The organism is Pseudomonas migulae, assembly GCF_043225285.1.
Classification (GTDB): Bacteria; Pseudomonadota; Gammaproteobacteria; order Pseudomonadales; family Pseudomonadaceae; genus Aquipseudomonas; species Aquipseudomonas migulae_C.
The window spans coordinates 3,377,960-3,399,662 of the sequence record NZ_CP171224.1 but is presented as its reverse complement, the minus strand read 5'-3'; the positions used below and the strand labels follow the sequence as shown (position 1 = coordinate 3,399,662).

The following is a 21,703-nucleotide window of genomic DNA, read 5'->3' as shown; positions in this document are numbered from 1 at the left end:
ACCCTGTAGGAGCCGGCTTGCCGGCGATAGCGGTGGATCAGTCGACATATCTATCGACTGCAAGGACGCCATCGCCGGCAAGCCGGCTCCTACAAGGGATTGAGGAGATTTCAGACATGCTGCAAGTCGACAAGCTGCACCAGTACTACGGCGGTAGCCACATCCTACGCGGCCTGACGTTCGACGTGAAGGTCGGTGAAGTCACCTGCCTGCTCGGGCGCAACGGTGTGGGCAAGACCACCCTGCTCAAATGCCTGATGGGTTTGCTCCCCGCCAAAGAAGGCGCGGTGAATTGGGAAGGCAAGCCGATCACTACGTTCAAGCCGCACCAGCGGGTGCACGCCGGGATCGCCTACGTGCCTCAGGGCCGGGAGATTTTCGGCCGGCTGACCGTGGAAGAAAACCTGCTGATGGGCCTGTCGCGGTTTCCCGGCAGCGAAGCGAAAGAAGTCCCGGCGTTCATCTACGAGCTGTTCCCGGTGTTGCTGCAAATGAAACAGCGCCGTGGCGGTGACCTGTCCGGCGGTCAGCAACAGCAGTTGGCGATCGGCCGTGCCCTGGCCAGTCGTCCACGACTGCTGATCCTCGACGAGCCCACCGAGGGCATTCAACCGTCGGTGATCAAGGAGATCGGCGCCGTGATCAAGAAGCTTGCGGCCCGCGGTGACATGGCGATTCTGCTGGTGGAGCAGTTCTACGATTTCGCCGCCGAACTGGCCGATCAGTACCTGGTGATGTCTCGCGGCGAGATCGTGCAGCAGGGTCGCGGAGAAAATATGGAAGCCGAGGGTGTACGCGGCTTGGTTACTATTTAAGGTTACGATCTAATCTGTAGCGTCCTAACGATAATTAAAAATCATGAATGTACCGCTTCCCACTGTCCTGTTTACCCCGAGCTGGCACGCCGAGCTGGAGCTGGGCTACGCCCGTTTCGGCGACAGCACGCGCCCTGTGCTGCGCCGGCACAAAGGGCCGTTGCGGGTGCAAAAGCATCTGTACGCCGAAGGGCCCGAAGTTTGCCAGCACATCATCGTCCACCCGCCGGGCGGGATTGCCGGGGGTGACCGGCTGGACATCAGTGCCAGCGTTGGCTCCGAGGCATGGGCGCAAATCACCAGCCCCGGCGCGGCCAAGTGGTATCGCGCGGCCGGCCCCGCCTATCAGCAGTTGAATTTGAAGGTGGCGGCCGGTGCGACACTGGAATGGCTGCCGCAAGAGACGATCATTTTCAGCGCCGCCCAGGCGGAGATCAGCACCTGCATTGACCTTGAAGGCGATGCACGGTTGTTTTACTGGGACGTCGTCGCCCTGGGCCGTCCGGCCAGCGGCGAGCGTTTTGACCTCGGGCATTTTCAGGCGCAGCTGGACATCCGCCGCGACGGCCAGTTGCTCTGGCATGAACGCCAGCGCATTGTCGGGGATGACGGTTTGCTTGATTCGCCGATCGGGCTGGACGGGCAACCGGTGTTTGCGACGTTGTTGGTGACGGGGGAGATTGACAGTGAACTGCTGGAAACCTGTCGCTCGCTGCCCAATGACGTGCGCGGGGATTTGACACAGTTGCCGGGTCTCTTGGTGGCTCGGTGCCTGGCCAGCGAGGCGCTGTTGGCGCGAGGCTGGCTGATCGAATTATGGCGATTGCTCAGGCCGGCGTTGCTTGGCCGGGAAGCCCTGTCACCCAGAATATGGAGCACCTGAACACCACAACCTGTAGGAGCCGGCTTGCCGGCGATAGCGGTGGATCAGTCGACACATTTGTCGGCTCAAAGGACGCCATCGCCGGCAAGCCGGCTCCTACAGGGTTATGTGTTTACAGTTCCGAAATTTTATCTGCCCAGATGGATTGCAAACGATGGACCTGACTCCACGCGAAAAAGACAAGCTGCTGATCTTCACCGCCGGCCTCGTCGCCGAGCGGCGTTTGGCGCGCGGCGTGAAACTCAATTACCCGGAAGCGATGGCGTACATCTCCGCCGCGCTGCTCGAAGGTGCCCGTGACGGCCAGACCGTGGCCGAGCTGATGCATTTCGGCACCACCCTGCTCAGCCGTGAACAAGTGATGGAAGGCATTCCGGAAATGATCCCGGAAATCCAGGTCGAAGCCACCTTCCCCGACGGCACCAAACTGGTCACCGTCCACCAACCCATCGTCTGAGGCCGCGCCATGACTTACCACATCCGCGATGCGGTGCATGCCGACCTGCCGGCGATCCGCGACATCTACAACGACGCCGTACTCAACACCACGGCGATCTGGAACGAACAGGCGGTAGACCTCGGCAACCGCCAGGCCTGGTTCAGCGCCCGGCAATCCCAGGGCTATCCGATCCTGGTGATCGTCGACGGTGATAACAGCGTACTCGGCTACGCTTCATTCGGTGACTGGCGCCCGTTCGACGGGTTCCGCCACACCGTCGAGCATTCGGTTTACGTGCGCAGCGATCAGCGTGGCAATGGCCTGGGTCCGAAATTGATGGACGTGCTGATCGAACGCGCCAAAGGCTGCGACAAACATGTGATGGTCGCCGCCATCGAAAGCGGCAACGCCGCCTCCATCCGCCTGCATGAACGGGCCGGCTTCGTGACCACCGGGCAGATGCCGCAGGTGGGCACCAAGTTCGGCCGCTGGCTGGACCTGACGTTCATGCAACTGACCCTCAATCCTGGCGCCGAACCGCCGCCCGCCAGCAAGGAGTAACGCCCGATGAACGCCGCCCAACTGCGCCGCGTCAACGTTGAAAGCTTTGCGCACTATCGCCAGGGTTTGATTGATCTGCTGCTCGACGCCGTCGGTTACGGCGCCAGCGTCGGCTTCATGGCGGACCTGGATGCTACCCAGGCACGGGCCTATTTCGATGAAGTGCAGGACAATCTGAACAAAGGCAATGTGCTGCTGTGGGTGGTGGTCAAGGACGAACAGGTGCAGGCCAGCGTGCAACTGACGCTGTGCCAGAAAGCCAACGGCCTGAACCGTGCCGAAGTGCAGAAACTGCTGGTGCGGGAGCAGGCGCGTCGCCGTGGGTTGGGCCAACAGTTGATGAGCGCGCTGGAACAGGCTGCGCTCCAGCACAAACGCGGCATGCTTTACCTCGACACCGAAGCCGGTTCCCCGGCCGAGGATTTCTACAAGGCCCTGGGTTACACCCGCGCTGGCGAAATCCCCGACTACGCCTGCGACCCGAGCGGTCGCTACAAACCGACCGCCCTCTATTACAAAGTCCTCCAAGGAGCCCATTGATGATTCCCGGTGAGTACCAGATCCAGCCCGGCGACATCGAACTCAACGTCGGCCGCCGTACCGTCAGCCTGACCGTGGCCAACAGCGGCGACCGGCCGATCCAGGTCGGCTCGCATTACCATTTTTTCGAAACCAATGACGCCCTCACCTTCGACCGCGCCGCCAGTCGCGGCATGCGCCTGAACATCCCCGCCGGCACCGCCGTGCGCTTCGAGCCGGGGCAGAGCCGCGAGGTCGAGCTGGTGGACCTGGCCGGGCATCGCCGGGTGTTCGGGTTTGCCGGGCGGATCATGGGTGATCTGTAAGTCATTCAGCGTCAGTACCGGCCCTATCGCCGGCAAGCCGGCTCCTACAAGGAATCGCATTTCAAAACCATATCGGCGTTGGAATGCAATCCACTGTAGGAGCCGGCTTGCCGGCGATAGCGAGCACCGCGAGCGATCTCGAATCCAATTGAATCTCAAGGCATGCCCATGAAAATCTCAAGACAAGCCTACGCCGACATGTTCGGTCCCACGGTAGGTGACAAGGTCCGTCTGGCCGATACCGAGCTGTGGATCGAAGTGGAAAAGGACTTCACCACCTACGGCGAAGAAGTGAAGTTCGGCGGCGGCAAAGTCATTCGCGACGGCCAGGGCCAGAGCCAGCTGTTGGCCGCTGAAGTGGTCGACACGGTGATCACCAACGCCCTGATCATCGACCACTGGGGCATCGTCAAAGCCGACGTGGGCCTCAAGGACGGGCGTGTCGCCGGCATCGGCAAGGCGGGCAACCCGGACGTGCAACCGAACGTAACCATCGCCATCGGCGCCGGCACTGAAGTCATCGCCGGTGAAGGCATGATCCTCACCGCTGGCGGCATCGACACCCACATCCACTTCATCTGCCCGCAGCAGATCGAAGAAGCGCTGATGAGCGGCGTCACCACCATGATCGGCGGCGGCACCGGCCCGGCTACCGGCACCAACGCCACCACGTGCACCTCGGGGCCATGGCACCTGGCGCGGATGCTCCAGGCGGCGGACGCCTTCCCGATGAACATCGGCCTCACCGGTAAAGGCAACGCCAGCCTGCCAGAGCCGTTGATCGAGCAGGTCAAGGCCGGCGCCATCGGCCTGAAGTTGCACGAAGACTGGGGCACCACCCCGGCGAGCATCGACAACTGCCTGAGCGTCGCTGACCAGTACGACGTGCAGGTGGCGATCCACACCGACACCCTCAACGAGTCCGGTTTCGTCGAAACCACCCTCGCTGCGTTCAAGGGTCGCACCATCCACACCTATCACACCGAGGGTGCGGGTGGCGGGCATGCGCCGGACATCATCAAGGCCTGCGGTTTCGCCAACGTGCTGCCGAGCTCGACCAACCCGACCCGGCCGTTCACCCGCAACACCATCGACGAACACCTCGACATGCTGATGGTCTGCCACCACCTGGACCCGAGCATTGCCGAAGACGTGGCCTTCGCCGAAAGCCGCATCCGCCGCGAGACGATTGCCGCCGAAGACATCCTGCACGACCTCGGCGCGTTCTCGATGATCAGCTCCGACAGCCAGGCCATGGGCCGGGTCGGCGAAGTCATCACGCGCACCTGGCAAACCGCCGACAAAATGAAGAAACAGCGCGGCCCACTGCCCGGCGATGGCGAGGGCAACGACAACTTCCGCGCCAAACGCTACATCGCCAAGTACACGATCAACCCGGCGATCACCCATGGCATCAGCCATGAAGTGGGTTCGGTGGAAGTGGGGAAATGGGCTGATCTGGTGCTGTGGCGCCCGGCGTTTTTCGGGGTCAAGCCGACGTTGATTCTCAAGGGCGGTGCCATTGCGGCCAGCCTGATGGGGGATGCCAACGCCTCGATCCCGACGCCCCAACCGGTGCACTACCGCCCGATGTTCGCCAGCTACGGCGGCTCGCTGCATGCCACCAGCCTCACCTTTATCAGCCAGGCGGCGCAGGCAGCAGGGTTGCCGGAATCGCTGGGGCTGAAGAAGAAAATCGCGGTGGTCAAAGGCTGTCGCGACGTGCAGAAAACCGACCTGATCCACAACGATTACCTGCCGAACATCGACGTCGACCCGCAGACCTACCAGGTCAAGGCCGACGGCGTGTTGCTGTGGTGCGAACCGGCGGAAACGCTACCGATGGCGCAGCGTTATTTCCTGTTCTGACAACCCCGTACCCTGTAGGAGCGAGCCTGCTCGCGATGGACGTTAACGATAACGCGTACTTCCCAGGCAAACGCGTTGTTCCCAAGGCCATCGCGAGCAAGCTCGCTCCTACAGGGGGGAGCGTTAGCTTACCCGCGCTGCAAGGCTGCTTCGGTCAACTGGCTGATCAGCGCTTTTTCCTGCGTCGCGATCGCGGCCATCTCGGCGTAATACTCGTCATTGCTCAACACCATGCCAGGCCTGATTTCACTTTCCGGCTTGCCCAGCAGCTTTGCCAGACGACGCACTTGCGCACGCCAGTGAATCCGTTGCACCGACGAATCGCTGCCGAGCCAGGCTCGTTGCGCGGCTTGCAAGTCCAGCAGGCGTTCGTCCCTGGCTCGCAGTGTGGAGATCCGCTCTGCATGGGATCGCTTGAGGAAATCCACCCAGAATTCCTGTTCGAGCAGCAAGGCTTGCAGCTTGGGTCCCTCCTCTTCAGCCAAAATTCGTTCATACGCATTCTGGATCAGTTCGACCGACACATCGGGCGCCGCGAATCTCATCTCCCGGGATTGCCAAGGTAAGTCCAGATACTCCTCCGCCGCCAATTGAGTGGGGTAGACCATATGGATTTCCACTTCGTCGATATCCGCGAGCCGCTGTCCCTGGGCATCAAAGTGTGGAACCAGGTTCTCGTCTTCGTCGAACTCGATGAACTGGCGCCCCTCGTGGATCAGCTCATCTATCCGTTCCCGTGCAATCTTGCCCAACCGGTCCAGCCGCGACTTACCCCGCGCCAGCTTGACCAATGCAGTCTCGACCAGGTCCCGTGCACCCAATCCATACGCCTGGACAATCAGCACTTCCAGACCCATGGCATTGAACAATTGCGCGCCCGCATCCACGCAGGTAGTCGGGGCCGTGGCCATGTGAAACAGTTTCTCCCGCAGGGCCGTGTTGTCGACCATGGCCTCAACCATTGACCAGACCTTACGACACAGATCGACCTTGGCCGCCGGCTCGGCGGTCACCGCGTCCGCAGACTCGGACAGCTTTCTCAGCTCATTGAAAAACGGCTCGGACCCCGGCTCGTTTTCGAGGTCGGCCCACACATCCTGTTTACTCTTCCATTGTTCCTCGGTCATTCCCGCAGACCACAGTCCACTGTCGGCCACACCAAGGGCAGGCGTCGGTCGATTCGGCTCAAACCCCACTGAGTGCCCATAGTTCCTGATCCGTTGCAGATTCTCCGCGGAAATATTGGCAGGTTCGTAATTGATGAGCGTGCGCGCGACAAGCTCGGCCTGCACCGACCCGGGTATCACGTCAGGAACGATCTCAAGTACGTTGGCCTTCATATCCAGATAGAAGGTGCGCGGCCGCACATGATCGAACAGGCCCACCGGCCAGGTATTGAGACCGGTATCCGCCAGCGACAGAATCTGCAGGGCCGGCATCTGTCCGATGTCCGGCGGCGCACCCAACGGGTTGCCTTCAAGCCCCAGGTACCGCAGGCGAGTGAGGTTGCGCAGTTGCGCGACGGCCGCTGCGTCAAGTTCGATCAGGTTGTCGGACAGATCCAGTGATGACAGGTGGGTCATACTTCCCAGATTGTCGGGCAGTGCAGCCAACTCGTTATTACCCAGCACCAGTGTGTGCAATCGCCTGAAATTGCCTAGAAACCGGTCGGCGGTGTTTTCAATACCCGTACCCGATAAATCCAGGTAAGTGACATGGTCGAAGTTGGCCGTGAGCGACGGGAATTCAGCGAGCTCCTCCCAGATGTCCTGGTCAGATAAATCAATGCGTTGGCCCTGCGGATAACCGGTGTTGTCCACGTCCACCTCGCCCGTGCGCTGCCAGGCCTGCTTGAGGGCTTTCATGATCGCCAGCCGTGCGTCACGACGCTCGCGATAATCAGTGGCCGAACGCTCTTCCTCCGGCACGCTCCTCACCCATGTCCGGTGCCAGTCTTCCAACGTGTTTTTAAACTCTTCGTACTCGTTTTCCCGGTTCAACAAGTCCATTTCCAGCGTCTCGTCCATATCCTCCACAAATGAAATGACTTGCTCCTCTGTCATCGTGGGATACAGCGCGAGAACACGTGCCCGGGTGACCCGAATCCAGCGACTGACGATGGGATGATCACTGAGCGGGTAACCGATACGTTCACCGGACAAGCGCATCGGCGGGTTGAAGAACGGTTGTCGACGCGGCGACATTTTCAGCAGCGGGCGAAGTAGATCGGGGCTCAGTTGATGCTCAAGGATTTTCGCCTTCAACTGCGCCCCCTGCTCGACACCCGGCACACCGATGGCCTGGCGCTGGCGGTCGGGCAAGGCGTGTTGAAGCGAGGCGTAGAGATCATCGGCTCCGTGCAAATGCTCATCACGATCATTGCGCGCTTCATAGCGGCCGTCCTCCATTCGCAGGAGCACCTTGCGCTCACTGGCGTCCTGCGGCCCGACACTGGCACGCAGTTCACCCTCAAGCCAACCCTCGCGCACTTCGAGACGAATACCGTTCACCCAGCCCGGCAATTTCGGCAACGTGTTGAACACCAGCGTCTCGGTGTCCTTGTCGATCAGCGCATCCAGGTACAACCCCTCGAAAGCGTGGGTGATGCGCATCTGCTGCTGTAACCGGCGAGCGCCTTCAGCCAGGCGCAGGGGAACGCGGCCGTCGGTCTCCAGAGTTGTTAGCTCGACGGGCGTGGCGTCGGCCAGCAGCTCCTGGATCATCTTCGTCGGCAAGCGGGTGAAATCCCGTTGCACCACCGCGACCGCTGCATCGGCCGACGTTTCTGGCTCGGCATAGAGGCTGCGTGTCAGGCGTGCCCTGGCACTGATCGCCTGTGCCTGCAGTTTTTGTTGCAGGGCACTGATCCGCTCTTCTGGCGTTCTGGGGGTGTAGTTTGGCAAAAGTGATTTTATTTCCCCCTCGCCCAGGAAGGTGATGATGCGAGCCGGCAACTGACCGTTCATCAGGTCCGCGCGGCTGACTTGAAGGATGTCTTGCGGCAGGGCATCGAGCTTGCCGTACTTGACCGACGGTTCGCTCGAAACGGTATCGGAAACAGCCTCGATCGCTTTGCTCGCCGGCCACCCCGGCAACTCGACCGCCAGCGAGGCGGCGTAACCGCACAACTCACTGGATAGCGCCCCCTCGCGAATACCCTCAGCAACTTTCGCGGCATCACCATAAGCGTGAAACTTTTTGAAGGTCTCAAGCAGAATGGCCGGCACCGGTTCGCCTTCTACATGCAACCGGCGAAGGACATCTTTGTCGACACCACTGATCTGGCGGATCTGCTCCAGCTCGACATCATTGAAACCTTGTGCCACAGGTCCGAGCCGCCGCATGAGCGTCGCGTCCCAGGTCTGAGGGCGTTCCAGTTCGTGATGCCAGGCCCCTTCGCCGTTGTGCAGAAGTTCGGGACTGTAGGCCTCGGGGCGAGACGGATGCTGGATGCAGAATTGTTCGCTCTCCGGATCTTGCCGTACCTGGTAGTGGTCGCCTTCCAGAGCCAGGATCTTTTGTCCATTGTGCGTGTACAGCCCCTGCGCATCGGGGCTGGACTCAGGAGGTAGCGTGATGTCGGACTTGTACGGCGAAAGATCCGGGTTCCACAATTTTTTCTCGCCACTGGCAAGCGTGACTGGCTTTAGAGAATCCACCGCGCCAGACAGTTGGACCTTGGGCAGAACGGCCGCCCCGGTGCCGACAAACGCCACATTCAGCGCCACGCTGGCAAAGTGCGCCCACATTTCTTTGGGCTCGCCTTGCTCGTAAGCTTCAATGCCCTCGAAAACCTCATTGCACATCTGCACGGCGCCCACCGTCAGCATGATCGGCCCCAGCCCCGGCACCACAAACGCGGCGAGGTTGAACACGTTCACCACCGCATCGAAGTAACTTTCCAGCCGGTTCGCCCGGGCCTTACGGTCTTCGGCGCCAGTGCTTACCGCGACCGCGCGCGCGTCGTCGTAGATTTTGCTGAGCAGGTTCTGTCGCAGCCGTGGCCACATACTCCCGGCAATAGAAGCCTCATCCATGGGCAGCTTCGCCGGCCTGGACTGCACCGGGTAGTCAGCCTGAACACCCACACCGGCGGGCTTGTACAGCTTGTTGAACTCGCGGAAGAACACACCCTGTTGGCGCACGGGGATGAACTGACTGAAAAAGCGTCGATAGGCGCCGTTGTGCAGGCGAGTCCTCAGGTCGACCATGAAGTCGGCGTTGGAGGCATATTCCTTCAGCGGGTGGTGCGGGTCGTTGGGCAGGTAAACGGCCAGGCGCTCGACCCGATCAGAGTCCTTGCGATTCGGGCCGATCAACAAAGGTCCCGCCAGTTCGATACCGAACACTTTCAACGTCGCAAAGGACACAGGCCTGTCGTCGAGAGTAGCGCTGCCGTCGTTGGCGAGGGCTTGCTGGAGCATCCGGTAAACGTCGTCGCTGATACCCGACTGGACCTGCCGACTGCCCGCCCGAATTGCATATTGATGCCGGGCGATTTCGGTGGTCACGGCCAGCTGTTGCCGCAAGTGCTCCTCCAGGTGCGACGCCAGCGTTTCGCGCTGCCCCTCCGGTTCCAGAATGTCCTTGATATGTTGTTGGTAAAGCGTGCCAAGATCGAGTGTGCGACAGAGACTGGCAAACTCATGGGGCGCGATGGAGCGGGCCTGAGAGTTGACCGCTTCGAAGCTCGGAATGATCTCGCCGTCGTAGTTGCTCCAGTCGGTGATGAGCTGGCAATCGCGGCAGCGAGAAGGCCTGGCTTCATTGGGCTCGAAGTTGGCCAGGGCGGCATCCAGCAAAGAGACGCCTCGATATTCGTGGTTCAGGCTCGAATCGATCTGCTGATCAAAAACGAAAGCCCCGAACAAATCATCCCGTCCTTTGAAGGCGTATTTACGGGCGAAAAAAACGTTTCTGACGTCGAGGTCGAGATTGAACCTCGCCTTGATCGCATCCTTGAGCGGTTGCTCGGCGAACGCGTAGACATCCTTGATGCGCCCGAGTGTTGTATCGACCTGATTCAAGGTCTCGCGAAAGCGTGTGTGGCTGTCCGCCAGGGCTTTTTTCTGCGTGGACGTGGCGGTCTTGTACCAGGCGGGAAGTTGCAGTTCGTGGCTGCCGGCTTCCACTTTGCGCTGCACAGAGGACTCGCTGAACCAGGCAGGTATGCGGTCCTTGAGGAAGTCGTAATGGACACCCCTAAGGTCTACATTGAAAGTGCCTTCGAGAGCAGCAGAGGGTTTAGTTGATTCGGACATGTCAGGTCATCCATGACTGATTGAAAGTCGTCAGAGCCTAACGAGTGGCTTACGGAAAAAAGCTCAAATATGTACCGCACGCAGCACGAAAACCGCAGCGAAAGCGACGCGATGACGGGGTAGCCATCGCGTCGAAAAATCACGTTCCATCGGGTGAGTTACGCGTTCAACGGCACCTCGACCCGCTGCAGTTTCGCGCGGTCCATGGCTTGTTGCGTCAACTGTTTAAGCAAGGAGTCCCTGTCGTCTTTGATCGCGCTGTATTGCTCCGCGAACTCTTCATCCGCCATCACCTTGCCAGGTGCAAACTCGCTTTCCGGCTTGCCAAGCTCGAAGGCCAGGACTCTGATACGAGTTTTCAACCGGTCTTTTTGCGCTGGCAACAGATCCCCTCCGTCTGCTCTTTCCTGCAAGACGGTCTTGAACTCATACAGTGCGTTCATTCGTCGATCCAACAGTCTGAAGCGCGCCCGGTTGCTTCGCTCGATCCAGGATTTCCAGAACGGCAGTTCGGCAATCGAATCACGCAATCCATTGCCCTCCTCCAGCCCCAGCACTCGTAGTCGAGCGTCTTCAATCATCTCCCGGGTTACGCCCGCCATACTGCGAAACTGCATGGTGCGAGCCTGCCAGGGCAAGTCGAGGCCGCCGTCCGCCTCTGGCTTCGCCAGTTCGGTGGTCAACGCCAAGTGAACTTCGACGACATCGACGCTTCCCGTCACGTTGCCGTCGGCGCCTACCCTTCGAATCTGCTCCCCGCTGGCCAGGCGTTGGGCGATGAGGCGTTCGGCAATGCGCTCGATCTCGTCCAGACGCGATGCGCCTTTAGCCAGGCTGACCAGTTCGGCTTCGACCAACCCCCGGTTCGCCAGTGCATAGGCTTCGTGAACGAGCACCTTCAGGCCCAGAACATTGAACAGTTGCGTCGCCCCGTCGACACACTGTGTGCGCGCCACCGCCTCGGCAAAAAGGGCGGTGCGCAACTCGCTGTCTTCAGACATTGCCTGCAGCATGCGCCAGACCTTGGCTGTCAGCTCTCGCCGATAGATACCATTCCTGTCAGTGAAATCGGCGGACTGGGTCAGCCGCCGGATCTCGTTGAAAAAAGCCTCGGAGTTGAACTCATCCTCGACCGCATCCCAGATGGCCTGCCTGTCCTGCCATTTTTCATCGGACAACCCCGCGCCCCACTGGGCACTGTCCAGCGTTCCTCGGGGTGGGTACGGGCGGTCGGGGTCGAGGCCGACCGACTCGGTATACCTGCGCAGGATGTCCAGGTTCTCCGGGGAGATCCATCGCGGTTCACGGCTGAGCAGCGTGCGGGCCAGGATCTCCGCACGAAATGAGCCCGGGGCAACGTCGGGGATGCTGCTGATCGGGTTGCGCCGCAGATTAAGGTAGAGGTTGCGCGGTCGAGACTGCATCAGCAGCCCCGTCGGCCAGCTGTCGATGCCGGTATTCTCCAGGATCATCGTATGCAACTCCGGCATCTGACTGACATCGGGCAGCAGCCGCAAGGGGTTGCCTCTGAGCCCGATGTACCTGAGACGAGTCAGGCCTCGCAAACGGGTAACGGCGAGGCTGGTCAGTTCGATCTGGTTGTCACTCAGAACCAGGTGAGCGAGGTGAGGCATCTCGCCGATTGCCGGGGGCAAACGGTTCAACAGATTCCCGCCGAGGTCCAGATAACGAACTTGGTGAAAGGGTTCCAGAAATGACGCCTGGCTGCTGAGCAGGCCGGCCCGGCGCATGTTCAACTCGGTGACGTGATCGAAGTTGGCGGTCAGCCTCGGCATCGTCGCCAGGTGCTGCCCCATGAGTTGCCCGTCCAGATTGAGCATCTGCGCACGGACGATGCCCGGTACCTCCTCACCCGCCGGGCCGGTCCGCTGCCAGCATTGTTTGATGGCGGTGTAAACCTGCTTCCTGGAGGCCATTTCCGCTGCGGTGTCCGTCGTCGTCATTGGCGACCTGAACCAGCGATTGAGCGCCATCTGCAACTCGACGAACTCATCCTCCAGGGCTTGCAAACGCGTTTGTGTGGCGTCGCCGAACCCGCTCAGCATTTCCTCGACTTGCGCTTCGGAAAAACCCGGGTACAACCAGCCCATGCGTTGGCGAATCGTCTTTACGCTCATTTTCCGCGAGAACAACGGCATTCCGCCCCGCAGACGCATGACGTTCGGATCGTAGGCCGGTTTGCGAATCGGGTGCTGCTCCACAACCGAGGCGAAATGTTCCTGGCTGAGCGGCGAGCGCTGGATGGCCTGCTTGAGTTGGCCCCCCTGGAAAATCTCGAATCCGAGCGCTTCGCGCTGCCTATCCGGCAGCGCATGTAACACCGCCGCATAGAAGTCATCGGCACCGTGCAGATGCTGCGCAAGCTCGTCGCGTGCGTGGTACAGGCCTTGCTCATCGACAAACAGGACTTTGCGGATCGGCGCCGTTATGGGGCCGACGCTGGCCTGCAATTCGCCGGTGTACGAGAACGCACGAATCTCAATGCGAACGTCGGCCGACCAACCGGGCATGACGGCCAGCGAAGCCAGCGCCAGGCGACGAGTATCAGCGTCTTCCAGTGCTTCCAGATAGAGGCCTTCGTACGCACGACTGATGCGTACCTGGTCCTGCGCAGCCCGCGCCTTTTCGCGAAGGCTCAGGGGAATCCGGCGCTTTTGTTTCAGGTGGAACAGTTCCTCCGGCGCGGCGTCGCGCAGTAATTCCTCAGCGACGATCACCGGCAATGTCGGATACGCGTCGCACAACAACATCACGTCGGCACTGTCAGAGACTTTCCATTGTTTGTAGAGAGTCTCGAACGTGCGCTGGCGCTGTTGGCCGGCGTGTCCGGCCAGACGTTTGCGCAGTTCGTTGATGCGCAATTGCCTGTCGCTGGAAATGCCCTGGCCGAGTAACTCGTGGATTTCCTTCTCGCTGAAATGCTCGATGACCCGCGTCGGTAATCGGCCTGCCCGAAGGTCGGCGCGAGACAGTTTGATCTGACGTTCGGCCGAGCCAAAGTCGACAGAAACACCTTCCAGCGCGGGCCCATCGAACAGCGCAATGCCTCGCGACTCCGGCCAGCGCGGGAGTTCGGTCATGAAGGCAGGGATCAGGTTTTCCAGCGTTTCGGGAACCCTGTCCGCGAGGATGTGTTCGCCAAGCTCTCCGGCCTGCGCATACGCCTTGAAACGATCCAGAGTATCGACCAGCATCGCCGGCGGTGTTTCGTGCTCGGCGTGCATTCGGCGCAGCGCGTTTTCCTCGACGCCACTGACGGTCAGGATCTGTTCGAGGGATTCATCGGACACTTCCTCCGTCACGCTGCCCAATCGCCTGAGCAAGCGCGTCTTGTCCCACTCAAGCGGACGATCGATTTCAGTTTTCCAGCTACCCGCACCGTTGTGCTCGACCACGGGTTGATACGCGTCTGGCCGTTCCGGGTGGATGAGGCGATGCAGCCCGGTCTGCGGGTCGGTCGCCACCGCGTAGTGCTTGTCGTCGAGCCGCAGCACGTCCTTGTTCTGATGCCGATAAAGGCCGAGCTCGCCTGGCTTCGCCGCTGGTGGCAGGACAAACGGATGTTCATAGGCCGTCAGGTCGGGATTCCAGAGCCGCTCTTCGCCTCCGAACTCTATCGGCTTGAGGTTTTCGACGAAGGGCGAAAGAGTGACGGGCGTTCGGGGCAACACATGTCCGGCGCCCATCAGCGTAAATTGCGCAAAGTTGATCAGCACACCATTGATGTAGGTCGCCGCTTCTTCCTTGTCACCCTTGCTCCAGTCCTCGATGCCTTCGGCAAGCTCCGCGAGCATTTGCGCCACCATGATACCCAGCACCGCCTCACCCAGTCCGGGCACCAACAGGGCGGCGAAGCTGAACACGTTCCAGCCGATGTCGAGGTAGCTGGTCACACGCTTCCAGCGACTGGTCGCATCTTCATCGTCGGTCGGCACGGCAATGCAGCGTGCATCGCTGATCGCCTTGTCACGCCGTTCGCGGAACAGGGTGACCCACAGGTCATCGGCCATTCGGTTGGTGATCGGCTCGGCCTCCGGGTTTTCGATTGCGGTTTCTCGCCACCAGGGCCCCATGTCGAGCGGCTCACGCTGCTGCCACTTGAAGGTCTTGAGGCGCTCGTTGACCCGGGCAAAAAAATGCCCCTTGTCCTTCTGCGCGACGAACCGGCTGAAAAACGCCTGGTAAGCCGGCTCACGCAACTGGCTGATCAAGGCCTTCATGAACTCGGTGAGCGAGGCGTACTCCTTGAGCGGATGGTCGGGATCATCCGGCACATAGGCGATCAGCGGTCCGGCCAGCCGGCTCTGTTGGTAAATATCGTCATTGCGCAGCATTTCATCCCGGACACCGCTCGGGCCGTTGGCGAAGAAGGCCTGGACCAGCTTGAATTTCTCGTACTCCTGGCCGGGTAAAAACGGAATGAGGCGAGACCAGCCAGTCCAGAATTTCACGCTGTCGGGCGTCAAGGCATTCACAGCCTTTTTCACCGCCGATGCTTCACTCTCCGCACTGAACAACACCACCGACGTCATGCGAAAACCCATCAAAGACAACCGATGGCTGTGCAGGGGCGAACCATGAAACCGGATGTCTGCCTTTCCTTCGACGACCTCTTGCAGCCGGTCAAAGGCTTGCGCACTGATGTCGCCTTTCAGGCGCGCGATAAACGCCGACAACCTGAAAGCGGCTTTTTCACTGGCCGTAGAACGGTCCTGCAACCGCTGTTTTGCATCGGGCGCCGCCGGCTCCAGCCGCGCCTTGATATGGGTTTGATACTGCCCGCCGATGTCCAGCCGGCGGCACAGGCTGGCGAACCTCGCCGGGGTCATGGCATTGATTCGATGCGGGGTTCCCTGAGGACTGGTGCGGTACACACCGGACCCGCTTCTGAACGCATGCTCCCGGGTTTCCGCCTCTTCGAAGTTGTGCAGCGCCGCGGCGAGCAATGAGCTGCGGCGCAGGCGGCTGACTTCGGTATCAATGCCGAAAATGAGGTTGTCCGGCACGTACAGGTGCAGTGACAGGGTTTCGGGGTCTTCGGTGGTGTTGAAATTGGCTTGCAGCGATGTCGTGAGCAGCTGTTTGCCGAACGCTTCGATATCGCTCTGAAGATCAACCAGCAATTCATCCAGTTCGCCTTGCAAACGCCAGCGCTCATCCATCAGCGCTTTCAGATGCTGTCGGTCAGACCGCGAGACCTTCATGTACCAGTCCGGCATTTTCCCGTTGAGTTTCAACAGGGATTGCAGCGTGGCCGGCGAAGCATTTTTTATCGCGGCGGGAATAGCCTTGGTCACGCGTTGTTCGTGAACGCTTTTGGCAACCTGGGTTGCCGTCGGATTGCGTCCTTGCAAATCAGACATGGGGTCAAACCTTCAAATGATGAGTCGAGCCCCTAGACTATTGAGCCGCCGACAAAACAAAAGCCTGAATAACTGTTGGTTATCAGGGGAGGAATGCGTTCATCGTTCGAAAAACAGCGTCTCGAGTACATCTATGTACCACCCTGAAAAATGCGCAGTATGCCGCCGTGCCGCCGGAGGTTTTTTTCCAGCCTAAAGGCGCTACTATGCGTCACGTTCAGCCTCCGAAATCCTCAGGAACCCGGTCATGCGCCTCCCCGAATTCATCAGGCAACAGGTAGACCGAATCGTCGATGAATGGGAGCAGTTCGCCAAAACGATCACCCCTGCGGCGGAGACTATGGATCGCGTGGCCCTGCGTGATCACGCCAAGGAAATCCTCCTGGCCACGGCCCGGGACATGACCACGGCGCAAACCGCCAGCGAGCAACGCGCCAAGGCCAAGGGCGAAGGCCCGGAAAAAACCCCAAGCCTGGATGAAGCCGGCGCCAGCCACGGTGAGCTGCGTCATACCGTGGGTTTCGACCTGGTGCAGATGACCAGCGAATTCCGCCACCTGCGGGCGTGTGTGATCCGGTTGTGGGTCAACAGCCTGGATTCGCCGGACCTCGCCTACTTCCAGGACATGATCCGTTTCAACGAAGCCATCGACGAAGCCCTCGCCGAATCGACGGCGGCCTATGCCGAACAGGTCAATCGCTCACGGGATATCTTCCTGGCGATTCTCGGCCATGACCTGCGTGCACCGTTGCAGGCCGTGAGCCTGTCCACCGAAATGCTGATGCGCAAAACCACGCTCGAAGGCGATGCCCTGGCGTGCGCGAACAACATCAAGCGCGGTGCGCGGCACATGGCGGTGATGGTCGGCGATCTGCTGGAACTGGTGCGCAGCCGCCTGGGCAAGAGCCTGCCAATCGAACCGGCGCCGATGGACCTCGCCGATGCCGCACACGCGGCGATTGCCGAAGCGTGCGCGGGCAATCCCGAGTGCGATCCAACGGTGCAGGTGCAGGGCGATACGCGCGGTGTCTGGGATGCCGGACGGCTGGGTCAGTTGCTGCAAAACCTGATCGGCAATGCGCTGCAGCATGGCTCTAACAAACGCGATGTGACGGTGACTCTCACGGGCGAGGCCGACGCCGTTCGTCTGACGGTGCATAACTTCGGCGCGCCGATTCCCGAGGAAGCGATCGGCACCATCTTCGACCCGCTGGTACGCAGCGCCGACGAAGAACTCGGCCAGCCGTCCACCAGCCTGGGCCTGGGGTTGTTTATCGTGAAGGAAGTGGTCGACGCCCATGGCGGGACGATCGAGGTCAGCTCGAACGAGGCTGACGGGACGCTGTTTACCGTTATGTTGCCCAGATAGACCAACATCTGTAGGAGCCAGCTTGCTGGCGATGGCGATCTTTCGGACGCCATCGCCAGCAAGCTGGCTCCTACAGGAATCGGGTTCGCTTCAGCTATTCGACAACCAGCCGCCCCAACCGCTGCTTGAGCATCCGGTTCTCGGCCCGCAGTTGCTGCACCTCTTCCAGCAGGTCCAGCGCCAGGGCGACGCCTTCCCATTCCAGCTCCAGGTCGTGCCGCAACTTGGCGGCACGCTTGGCCAGGGCCAGTTCGTAATCGTTGAAACGCCAATCCTTGGGCTGCCGGCCCTGAGGTTCGAGGATGCCGTGCTCGACGATTTCGATCACGTAGACGTCCGACAAGTCGGTCGCCTCACAGAATTCGGCCAGGTCCAGTTGAACGATCAGGGGCTTGCTCATGATGGGCTACTCCGTCTCTTGGATCAGAAGTTTTCTCTTGGGTCGAACGCGGCTTTTTTCGCCAGTTCCTGCCACAGCGCCTTGACCTCGTCGCTCGATGTCTTGGGCATGACCGCCTTCAACTGCACGAACAGATAGCCACGCTCACCCGCCTTGTTCAACAGACCGTGGCCCTTGGCGCGCATGCGCTGGCCATTCTGGCTGCCGGCCGGGACCTTGAGGTTGATCTTGCCGGTGAGGGTCGGCACGGCCACTTCGGTGCCCAGCGCCAATTCCCACGGCGCCAATGGCAGCGTGATGATCAGGTTTTCGCCTTCGACATCGAACTTGGGGTGCGGTGCGAAGCGGATGATCAGGAACAGGTCGCCATTGGCCCCGCCGCCGATCCCCGGTGCGCCCTGGCCCTTGAGGCGGATGCGCTCGCCGTCGGTCACGCCGGCAGGGATCTTCACGTTCAGGCTTTTGCTGGTGTTGCTGACGTGCTGGCCGGCAGCGTTGTACTGCGGCACCTGGAAGGTGACCTTCTTCGACTCGTTCGAGAGGGTTTCTTCCAGAAAAATCGCTAATTCCATTTCCACGTCTTGCCCTCGGCGTCCGGCGCTGCGGCCCGACTGTCCACCACCAAAACCACCGCCACGGTTGCCGAAGATCGAACTGAAGAAGTCCGAAAAATCGCCCGCGTCCTGACCGCCACCGAAGCCACCGCCGCTACGACCCTGCCAGCCCGGCGGACCCTGGAACGGTTGGCCGTGCTGGCCGTATTTGCGCAAGTCGTCGTATTCGGCGCGCTTGTCCGCACTTTTCAGCGCTTCATAGGCTTCCGAGGCATCCTTGAACTTGGCCTCGGCGTCCTTTTCCTTGCTGACGTCGGGGTGGTATTTGCGCGCGAGTTTGCGATAAGCGGCCTTGATCGTCTTATCGTCCGCGGTCGGTTCCACACCGAGAATCTTGTAATAGTCTTTGAAGTCCATCTGAGGATCACCATCCGTTATCAAAATCGCGCCACTACCGGCAGCATGCGCTCATTGGCAGCTACAGGGTTGACCGATCTCAAGTTTGTGACCGGGGCGCGCATCAGAAGTTTATCGGCAGCGGTGGGCGGTTCTTGTGACCGTCCGATGGCTACCAGGCTCGATGCAGACAAGTTTGGGGCATCCGGCCAGCTTATCAAGGCGCTATTGGCCGAGATTTAGCGGATAGTCGGCCTTCGAATCTGCGCCGCAGTGACATACACTGCGCGGCCGTTTTTTGACCGGAACCTGAAAGACATGAAAAACGCATCTCCAGCCCGTGCCTGTGGTATCGACTTCGGCACGTCCAACTCCACCGTCGGCTGGCTGCGCCCCGGCATGGAAACGCTGATCGCGCTGGAGGACGACAAGATCACCCTGCCGTCGGTGGTGTTCTTCAACATGGAAGAACGCCGCCCGGTCTACGGCCGTCTGGCGCTGCACGAGTACCTGGAAGGCTACGAAGGCCGCCTGATGCGCTCGCTCAAGAGTCTGCTGGGTTCCAAGCTGATCAAGCACGACACCAGCGTGCTCGGCACGGCGATGCCGTTCAAGGACCTGCTCGGGCTGTTCATCGGCCAGTTGAAGAAGCGCGCCGAAACCGCTGCCGGTCGCGAGTTTGATGAAGTGGTGCTGGGGCGCCCGGTGTTCTTCGTCGACGACGATGAAATGGCCGACCAGGAAGCGGAAAACACCCTGGTGGACGTGGCCCGCGCCATCGGCTTCAAGGACGTATCGTTCCAGTACGAACCGATTGCGGCGGCGTTCGACTACGAGTCGACCATCGAAAAGGAAGAGCTGGTCCTGATCGTCGACATCGGCGGTGGTACTTCCGACTTCTCGCTGGTGCGCCTGTCCCCAGAGCGTCGCACCCACGACAACCGCCACGATGACATCCTCGCCACCGGCGGCGTGCACATCGGCGGGACCGATTTCGACAAGCAGTTGAGCCTGCAAGGCCTGATGCCGCTGTTCGGTTACGGCAGCCGCATGAAGAGCGGTGCCTACATGCCGACCAGCCACCACATGAACCTGGCGACCTGGCACACCATCAACTCGGTGTACTCGCAAAAGTCGACCCTGGCCCTGGGCAGCATGCGCTACGACATCGAGGACACCGGCGGCATCGACCGTCTGTTCAAGCTGATCGAGCAACGTGCCGGCCACTGGCTGGCGATGGAAGTGGAAGAAACCAAGATCCAGCTGACCCACGCCGACAGCCGCCATGTGCCGCTGGACCGTATCGAGCCGGGGCTGAGCGTGGAGTTGAGCCGTGCGTTGTTCGAATCGGCCATCGACAACCTGCTGGAGCGTGTGCGCAACAGCGTGACCCAGCTGCTGAATGACGCCAACGTGGCGGTTGATCAGGTCGATACCGTGTTCTTCACCGGTGGTTCGAGCGGCATTCCGGCGCTGCGCAACAGTGTGTCGGCGATGCTGCCGAAGGCGCGGCATGTGGAAGGGAACATCTTTGGCAGTATCGGCAGCGGTCTGGCGATTGAAGCGGCCAAGCGTTACGGGCCGATGGACTGATCCAGCACCGAGTCGCGTCCATCGCGAGCAGGCTCGCTCCCACAGGAGATCACATTCCAATGTGGGAGCGAGCCTGCTCGCGATAGCGTCAGCACAGGCAACACATCCCCGGGATCAAACCATCCCCACCTGCTTCAACTCACTCTTCAGATACGCGTAATAAATCGGCCCCGCCACCACCCCCGGCAGGCCGAACGCGGCCTCGAACACCAGCATCGCCAACAGCAACTCCCACGACTTGGCACTGATCTGCCCGCCGACAATGCGCGCGTTGAGGAAGTATTCGAGCTTGTGGATAACAATCAGGTAACCCAGCGCCGCCACCGCGACCCAGATCGATAGCGACAGGCCGACGATGGTGATCAGGGTGTTCGACATCAGGTTGCCGATCACCGGCAACAGCCCGAGCAGGAAGGTCAGCACAATCAGGGTTTTGGTCAGCGGCAGCTTGATCCCGAACATCGGCAGGACCACCGCGAGGAAAATCCCGGTGAAGAAGGTGTTGAGCAGGGAAATCTTGATCTGCGCAAACACGATGTTGCGGAACGCCTGGACCAGCAGGTGCAAACGATCGAACAGCGCGGCGGCCAAGGGTTTGCGCTTGGTCAGGTCGGGTATGCGCTGCAAGGCGATGATCGCACCGAGCACCATGCCGATCAGCAGCGTCACGAACATGTGCGCCGCGTCCTTGCCGACGAGCTGCAGGTCGCTGAGGTGCTTGCTCATCCACTCGCCGATGGCGACGCGGAACTCCGCGGCACTGGCCGGCAGATAAGCATCGATGAACGGCGGCAATTGCCCGCGTGCGCGATCGACCACGTGCATGAATTTATCGAGGGAGGCGCCGGGGTTTTCCGCTTCGTGCAGCAGGAAGCTGATGGCGCCGGCAAAGATCAGCGCCAGCACGCTCACCACCAGCGTGCCCAGCAACGCCACCGCCAGCCAGCGCGCGCGCCGGCCTTCGATCAAGCGCTGCAATTGCGGGGTGAGCATGTTGACCAGTTCGAACACCAGCAACCCGGCCAGCAGGCTTGGCAGCAAGCGCAGCGGAAGCACCAGCAACAAACCACCAAAGATGATGACCCAGCTGATGACCAGCAGGACTTGGCGTTGAGAAAACGTTGGCATACAGCCTCAAAACGAACGGCGTAAAAGGATTGGCAGTCTGCCAGCGTTCGGGTGTCAGCACTAGGGATTGTGTGGGGTGACCTTGGTCGGGGGCAGTCCGTCTTTTTGCAGCGACCTCACCGGCCCTATCGCGAGCAGGCTCGCTCCCACATTTGTCTGGCGTACACAGTTCCATGTGGGAGCGAGCCTGCTCGCGATGAGGCACT

At 60.7% G+C, this 21,703-nt stretch carries 14 protein-coding genes; 9 read left to right on the top strand and 5 right to left on the bottom strand.

Annotation, left to right across the window (positions count from 1 at the left end; translation table 11 throughout):
• The first annotated feature begins 116 nt into the window (after positions 1-116).
• The 7 genes from urtE to ureC all read left to right on the top strand — a co-directional run bounded on the left by urtE (position 117) and on the right by ureC (position 5,412).
• Entirely contained in the window at positions 117-815 is a 699-nt protein-coding gene (gene urtE, locus ACF6ZU_RS15665) for an urea ABC transporter ATP-binding subunit UrtE (protein ID WP_008031204.1), read from the top strand.
• A 43-nt stretch (positions 816-858) separates the two neighbouring features.
• A complete protein-coding gene (locus ACF6ZU_RS15660; RefSeq protein ID WP_392885073.1) occupies positions 859-1,698 on the top strand; it encodes an urease accessory protein UreD in 840 nt (279 codons plus the stop codon).
• A gap of 154 nt (positions 1,699-1,852) precedes the next feature.
• On the top strand, positions 1,853-2,155 hold the full coding sequence (gene ureA / locus ACF6ZU_RS15655; protein ID WP_007915951.1) for an urease subunit gamma: 303 nt from the start codon (positions 1,853-1,855) through the stop codon (positions 2,153-2,155).
• Between the two features lie 9 nt (positions 2,156-2,164).
• Positions 2,165-2,698: a GNAT family N-acetyltransferase gene (locus ACF6ZU_RS15650; RefSeq protein ID WP_392885072.1), complete on the top strand. Its 534-nt coding sequence runs from the start codon at positions 2,165-2,167 to the stop codon at positions 2,696-2,698.
• A gap of 6 nt (positions 2,699-2,704) precedes the next feature.
• Positions 2,705-3,238: a GNAT family N-acetyltransferase gene (locus ACF6ZU_RS15645; protein WP_392885071.1), complete on the top strand. Its 534-nt coding sequence runs from the start codon at positions 2,705-2,707 to the stop codon at positions 3,236-3,238.
• The gene (locus ACF6ZU_RS15640) at positions 3,238-3,543 is read left to right on the top strand and encodes an urease subunit beta (RefSeq protein ID WP_019582240.1); all 306 of its coding nucleotides are present in this window, start codon (positions 3,238-3,240) and stop codon (positions 3,541-3,543) included. The genes ACF6ZU_RS15645 and ACF6ZU_RS15640 overlap by 1 nt, the downstream gene beginning before the upstream one ends.
• Before the next feature lie 168 nt (positions 3,544-3,711).
• Positions 3,712-5,412 (top strand): urease subunit alpha, encoded by a 1,701-nt coding sequence (gene ureC, locus ACF6ZU_RS15635; protein WP_392885070.1) that lies wholly within the window; start codon positions 3,712-3,714, stop codon positions 5,410-5,412.
• A gap of 128 nt (positions 5,413-5,540) precedes the next feature.
• Here the strand turns inward: ureC and ACF6ZU_RS15630 are convergent, their stop codons facing one another.
• A complete protein-coding gene (locus ACF6ZU_RS15630) occupies positions 5,541-10,673 on the bottom strand; it encodes an NEL-type E3 ubiquitin ligase domain-containing protein (protein WP_392885069.1) in 5,133 nt (1,710 codons plus the stop codon).
• 158 nt (positions 10,674-10,831) lie between these two features.
• On the bottom strand, positions 10,832-16,057 hold the full coding sequence (locus ACF6ZU_RS15625) for a dermonecrotic toxin domain-containing protein (RefSeq protein WP_392885068.1): 5,226 nt from the start codon (positions 16,055-16,057) through the stop codon (positions 10,832-10,834).
• A 247-nt stretch (positions 16,058-16,304) separates the two neighbouring features.
• On the opposite strand from ACF6ZU_RS15625, the gene ACF6ZU_RS15620 reads away from it, so the two are divergent.
• Complete coding sequence (locus tag ACF6ZU_RS15620; protein ID WP_392885067.1) at positions 16,305-17,426, top strand: sensor histidine kinase; 1,122 nt, start codon at positions 16,305-16,307, stop codon at positions 17,424-17,426.
• A gap of 94 nt (positions 17,427-17,520) precedes the next feature.
• Here ACF6ZU_RS15620 and ACF6ZU_RS15615 read toward each other — a convergent pair whose 3' ends face one another.
• Positions 17,521-17,826: a chaperone modulator CbpM gene (locus ACF6ZU_RS15615; RefSeq protein ID WP_392885066.1), complete on the bottom strand. Its 306-nt coding sequence runs from the start codon at positions 17,824-17,826 to the stop codon at positions 17,521-17,523.
• A gap of 23 nt (positions 17,827-17,849) precedes the next feature.
• Positions 17,850-18,797 carry a DnaJ C-terminal domain-containing protein gene (locus ACF6ZU_RS15610; RefSeq protein ID WP_392885065.1) on the bottom strand — a complete coding sequence of 316 codons (948 nt, stop codon included), beginning with the start codon at positions 18,795-18,797 and terminating at the stop codon, positions 17,850-17,852.
• A 297-nt stretch (positions 18,798-19,094) separates the two neighbouring features.
• Here ACF6ZU_RS15610 and ACF6ZU_RS15605 point away from each other — a divergent pair, with 297 nt between their 5' ends.
• Positions 19,095-20,369, top strand: coding sequence for an Hsp70 family protein (locus ACF6ZU_RS15605; RefSeq protein WP_392885064.1), 1,275 nt, complete (start codon positions 19,095-19,097; stop codon positions 20,367-20,369).
• Positions 20,370-20,483: 114 nt separating this feature from the next.
• Here ACF6ZU_RS15605 and ACF6ZU_RS15600 read toward each other — a convergent pair whose 3' ends face one another.
• Complete coding sequence (locus ACF6ZU_RS15600; RefSeq protein WP_392885063.1) at positions 20,484-21,497, bottom strand: AI-2E family transporter; 1,014 nt, start codon at positions 21,495-21,497, stop codon at positions 20,484-20,486.
• Between the last annotated feature and the right edge of the window lie 206 nt (positions 21,498-21,703).

Coding starts and splice junctions, on each gene's coding strand:
- urtE (WP_008031204.1), top strand. CDS start 117: ATGCTGCAAGTCGACAAGCTGCACCAGTACTACGGCGGTAGCCACATC.
- ACF6ZU_RS15660 (WP_392885073.1), top strand. CDS start 859: ATGAATGTACCGCTTCCCACTGTCCTGTTTACCCCGAGCTGGCACGCC.
- ureA (WP_007915951.1), top strand. CDS start 1,853: ATGGACCTGACTCCACGCGAAAAAGACAAGCTGCTGATCTTCACCGCC.
- ACF6ZU_RS15650 (WP_392885072.1), top strand. CDS start 2,165: ATGACTTACCACATCCGCGATGCGGTGCATGCCGACCTGCCGGCGATC.
- ACF6ZU_RS15645 (WP_392885071.1), top strand. CDS start 2,705: ATGAACGCCGCCCAACTGCGCCGCGTCAACGTTGAAAGCTTTGCGCAC.
- ACF6ZU_RS15640 (WP_019582240.1), top strand. CDS start 3,238: ATGATTCCCGGTGAGTACCAGATCCAGCCCGGCGACATCGAACTCAAC.
- ureC (WP_392885070.1), top strand. CDS start 3,712: ATGAAAATCTCAAGACAAGCCTACGCCGACATGTTCGGTCCCACGGTA.
- ACF6ZU_RS15630 (WP_392885069.1), bottom strand. CDS start 10,673: ATGTCCGAATCAACTAAACCCTCTGCTGCTCTCGAAGGCACTTTCAAT.
- ACF6ZU_RS15625 (WP_392885068.1), bottom strand. CDS start 16,057: ATGTCTGATTTGCAAGGACGCAATCCGACGGCAACCCAGGTTGCCAAA.
- ACF6ZU_RS15620 (WP_392885067.1), top strand. CDS start 16,305: ATGCGCCTCCCCGAATTCATCAGGCAACAGGTAGACCGAATCGTCGAT.
- ACF6ZU_RS15615 (WP_392885066.1), bottom strand. CDS start 17,826: ATGAGCAAGCCCCTGATCGTTCAACTGGACCTGGCCGAATTCTGTGAG.
- ACF6ZU_RS15610 (WP_392885065.1), bottom strand. CDS start 18,797: ATGGACTTCAAAGACTATTACAAGATTCTCGGTGTGGAACCGACCGCG.
- ACF6ZU_RS15605 (WP_392885064.1), top strand. CDS start 19,095: ATGAAAAACGCATCTCCAGCCCGTGCCTGTGGTATCGACTTCGGCACG.
- ACF6ZU_RS15600 (WP_392885063.1), bottom strand. CDS start 21,497: ATGCCAACGTTTTCTCAACGCCAAGTCCTGCTGGTCATCAGCTGGGTC.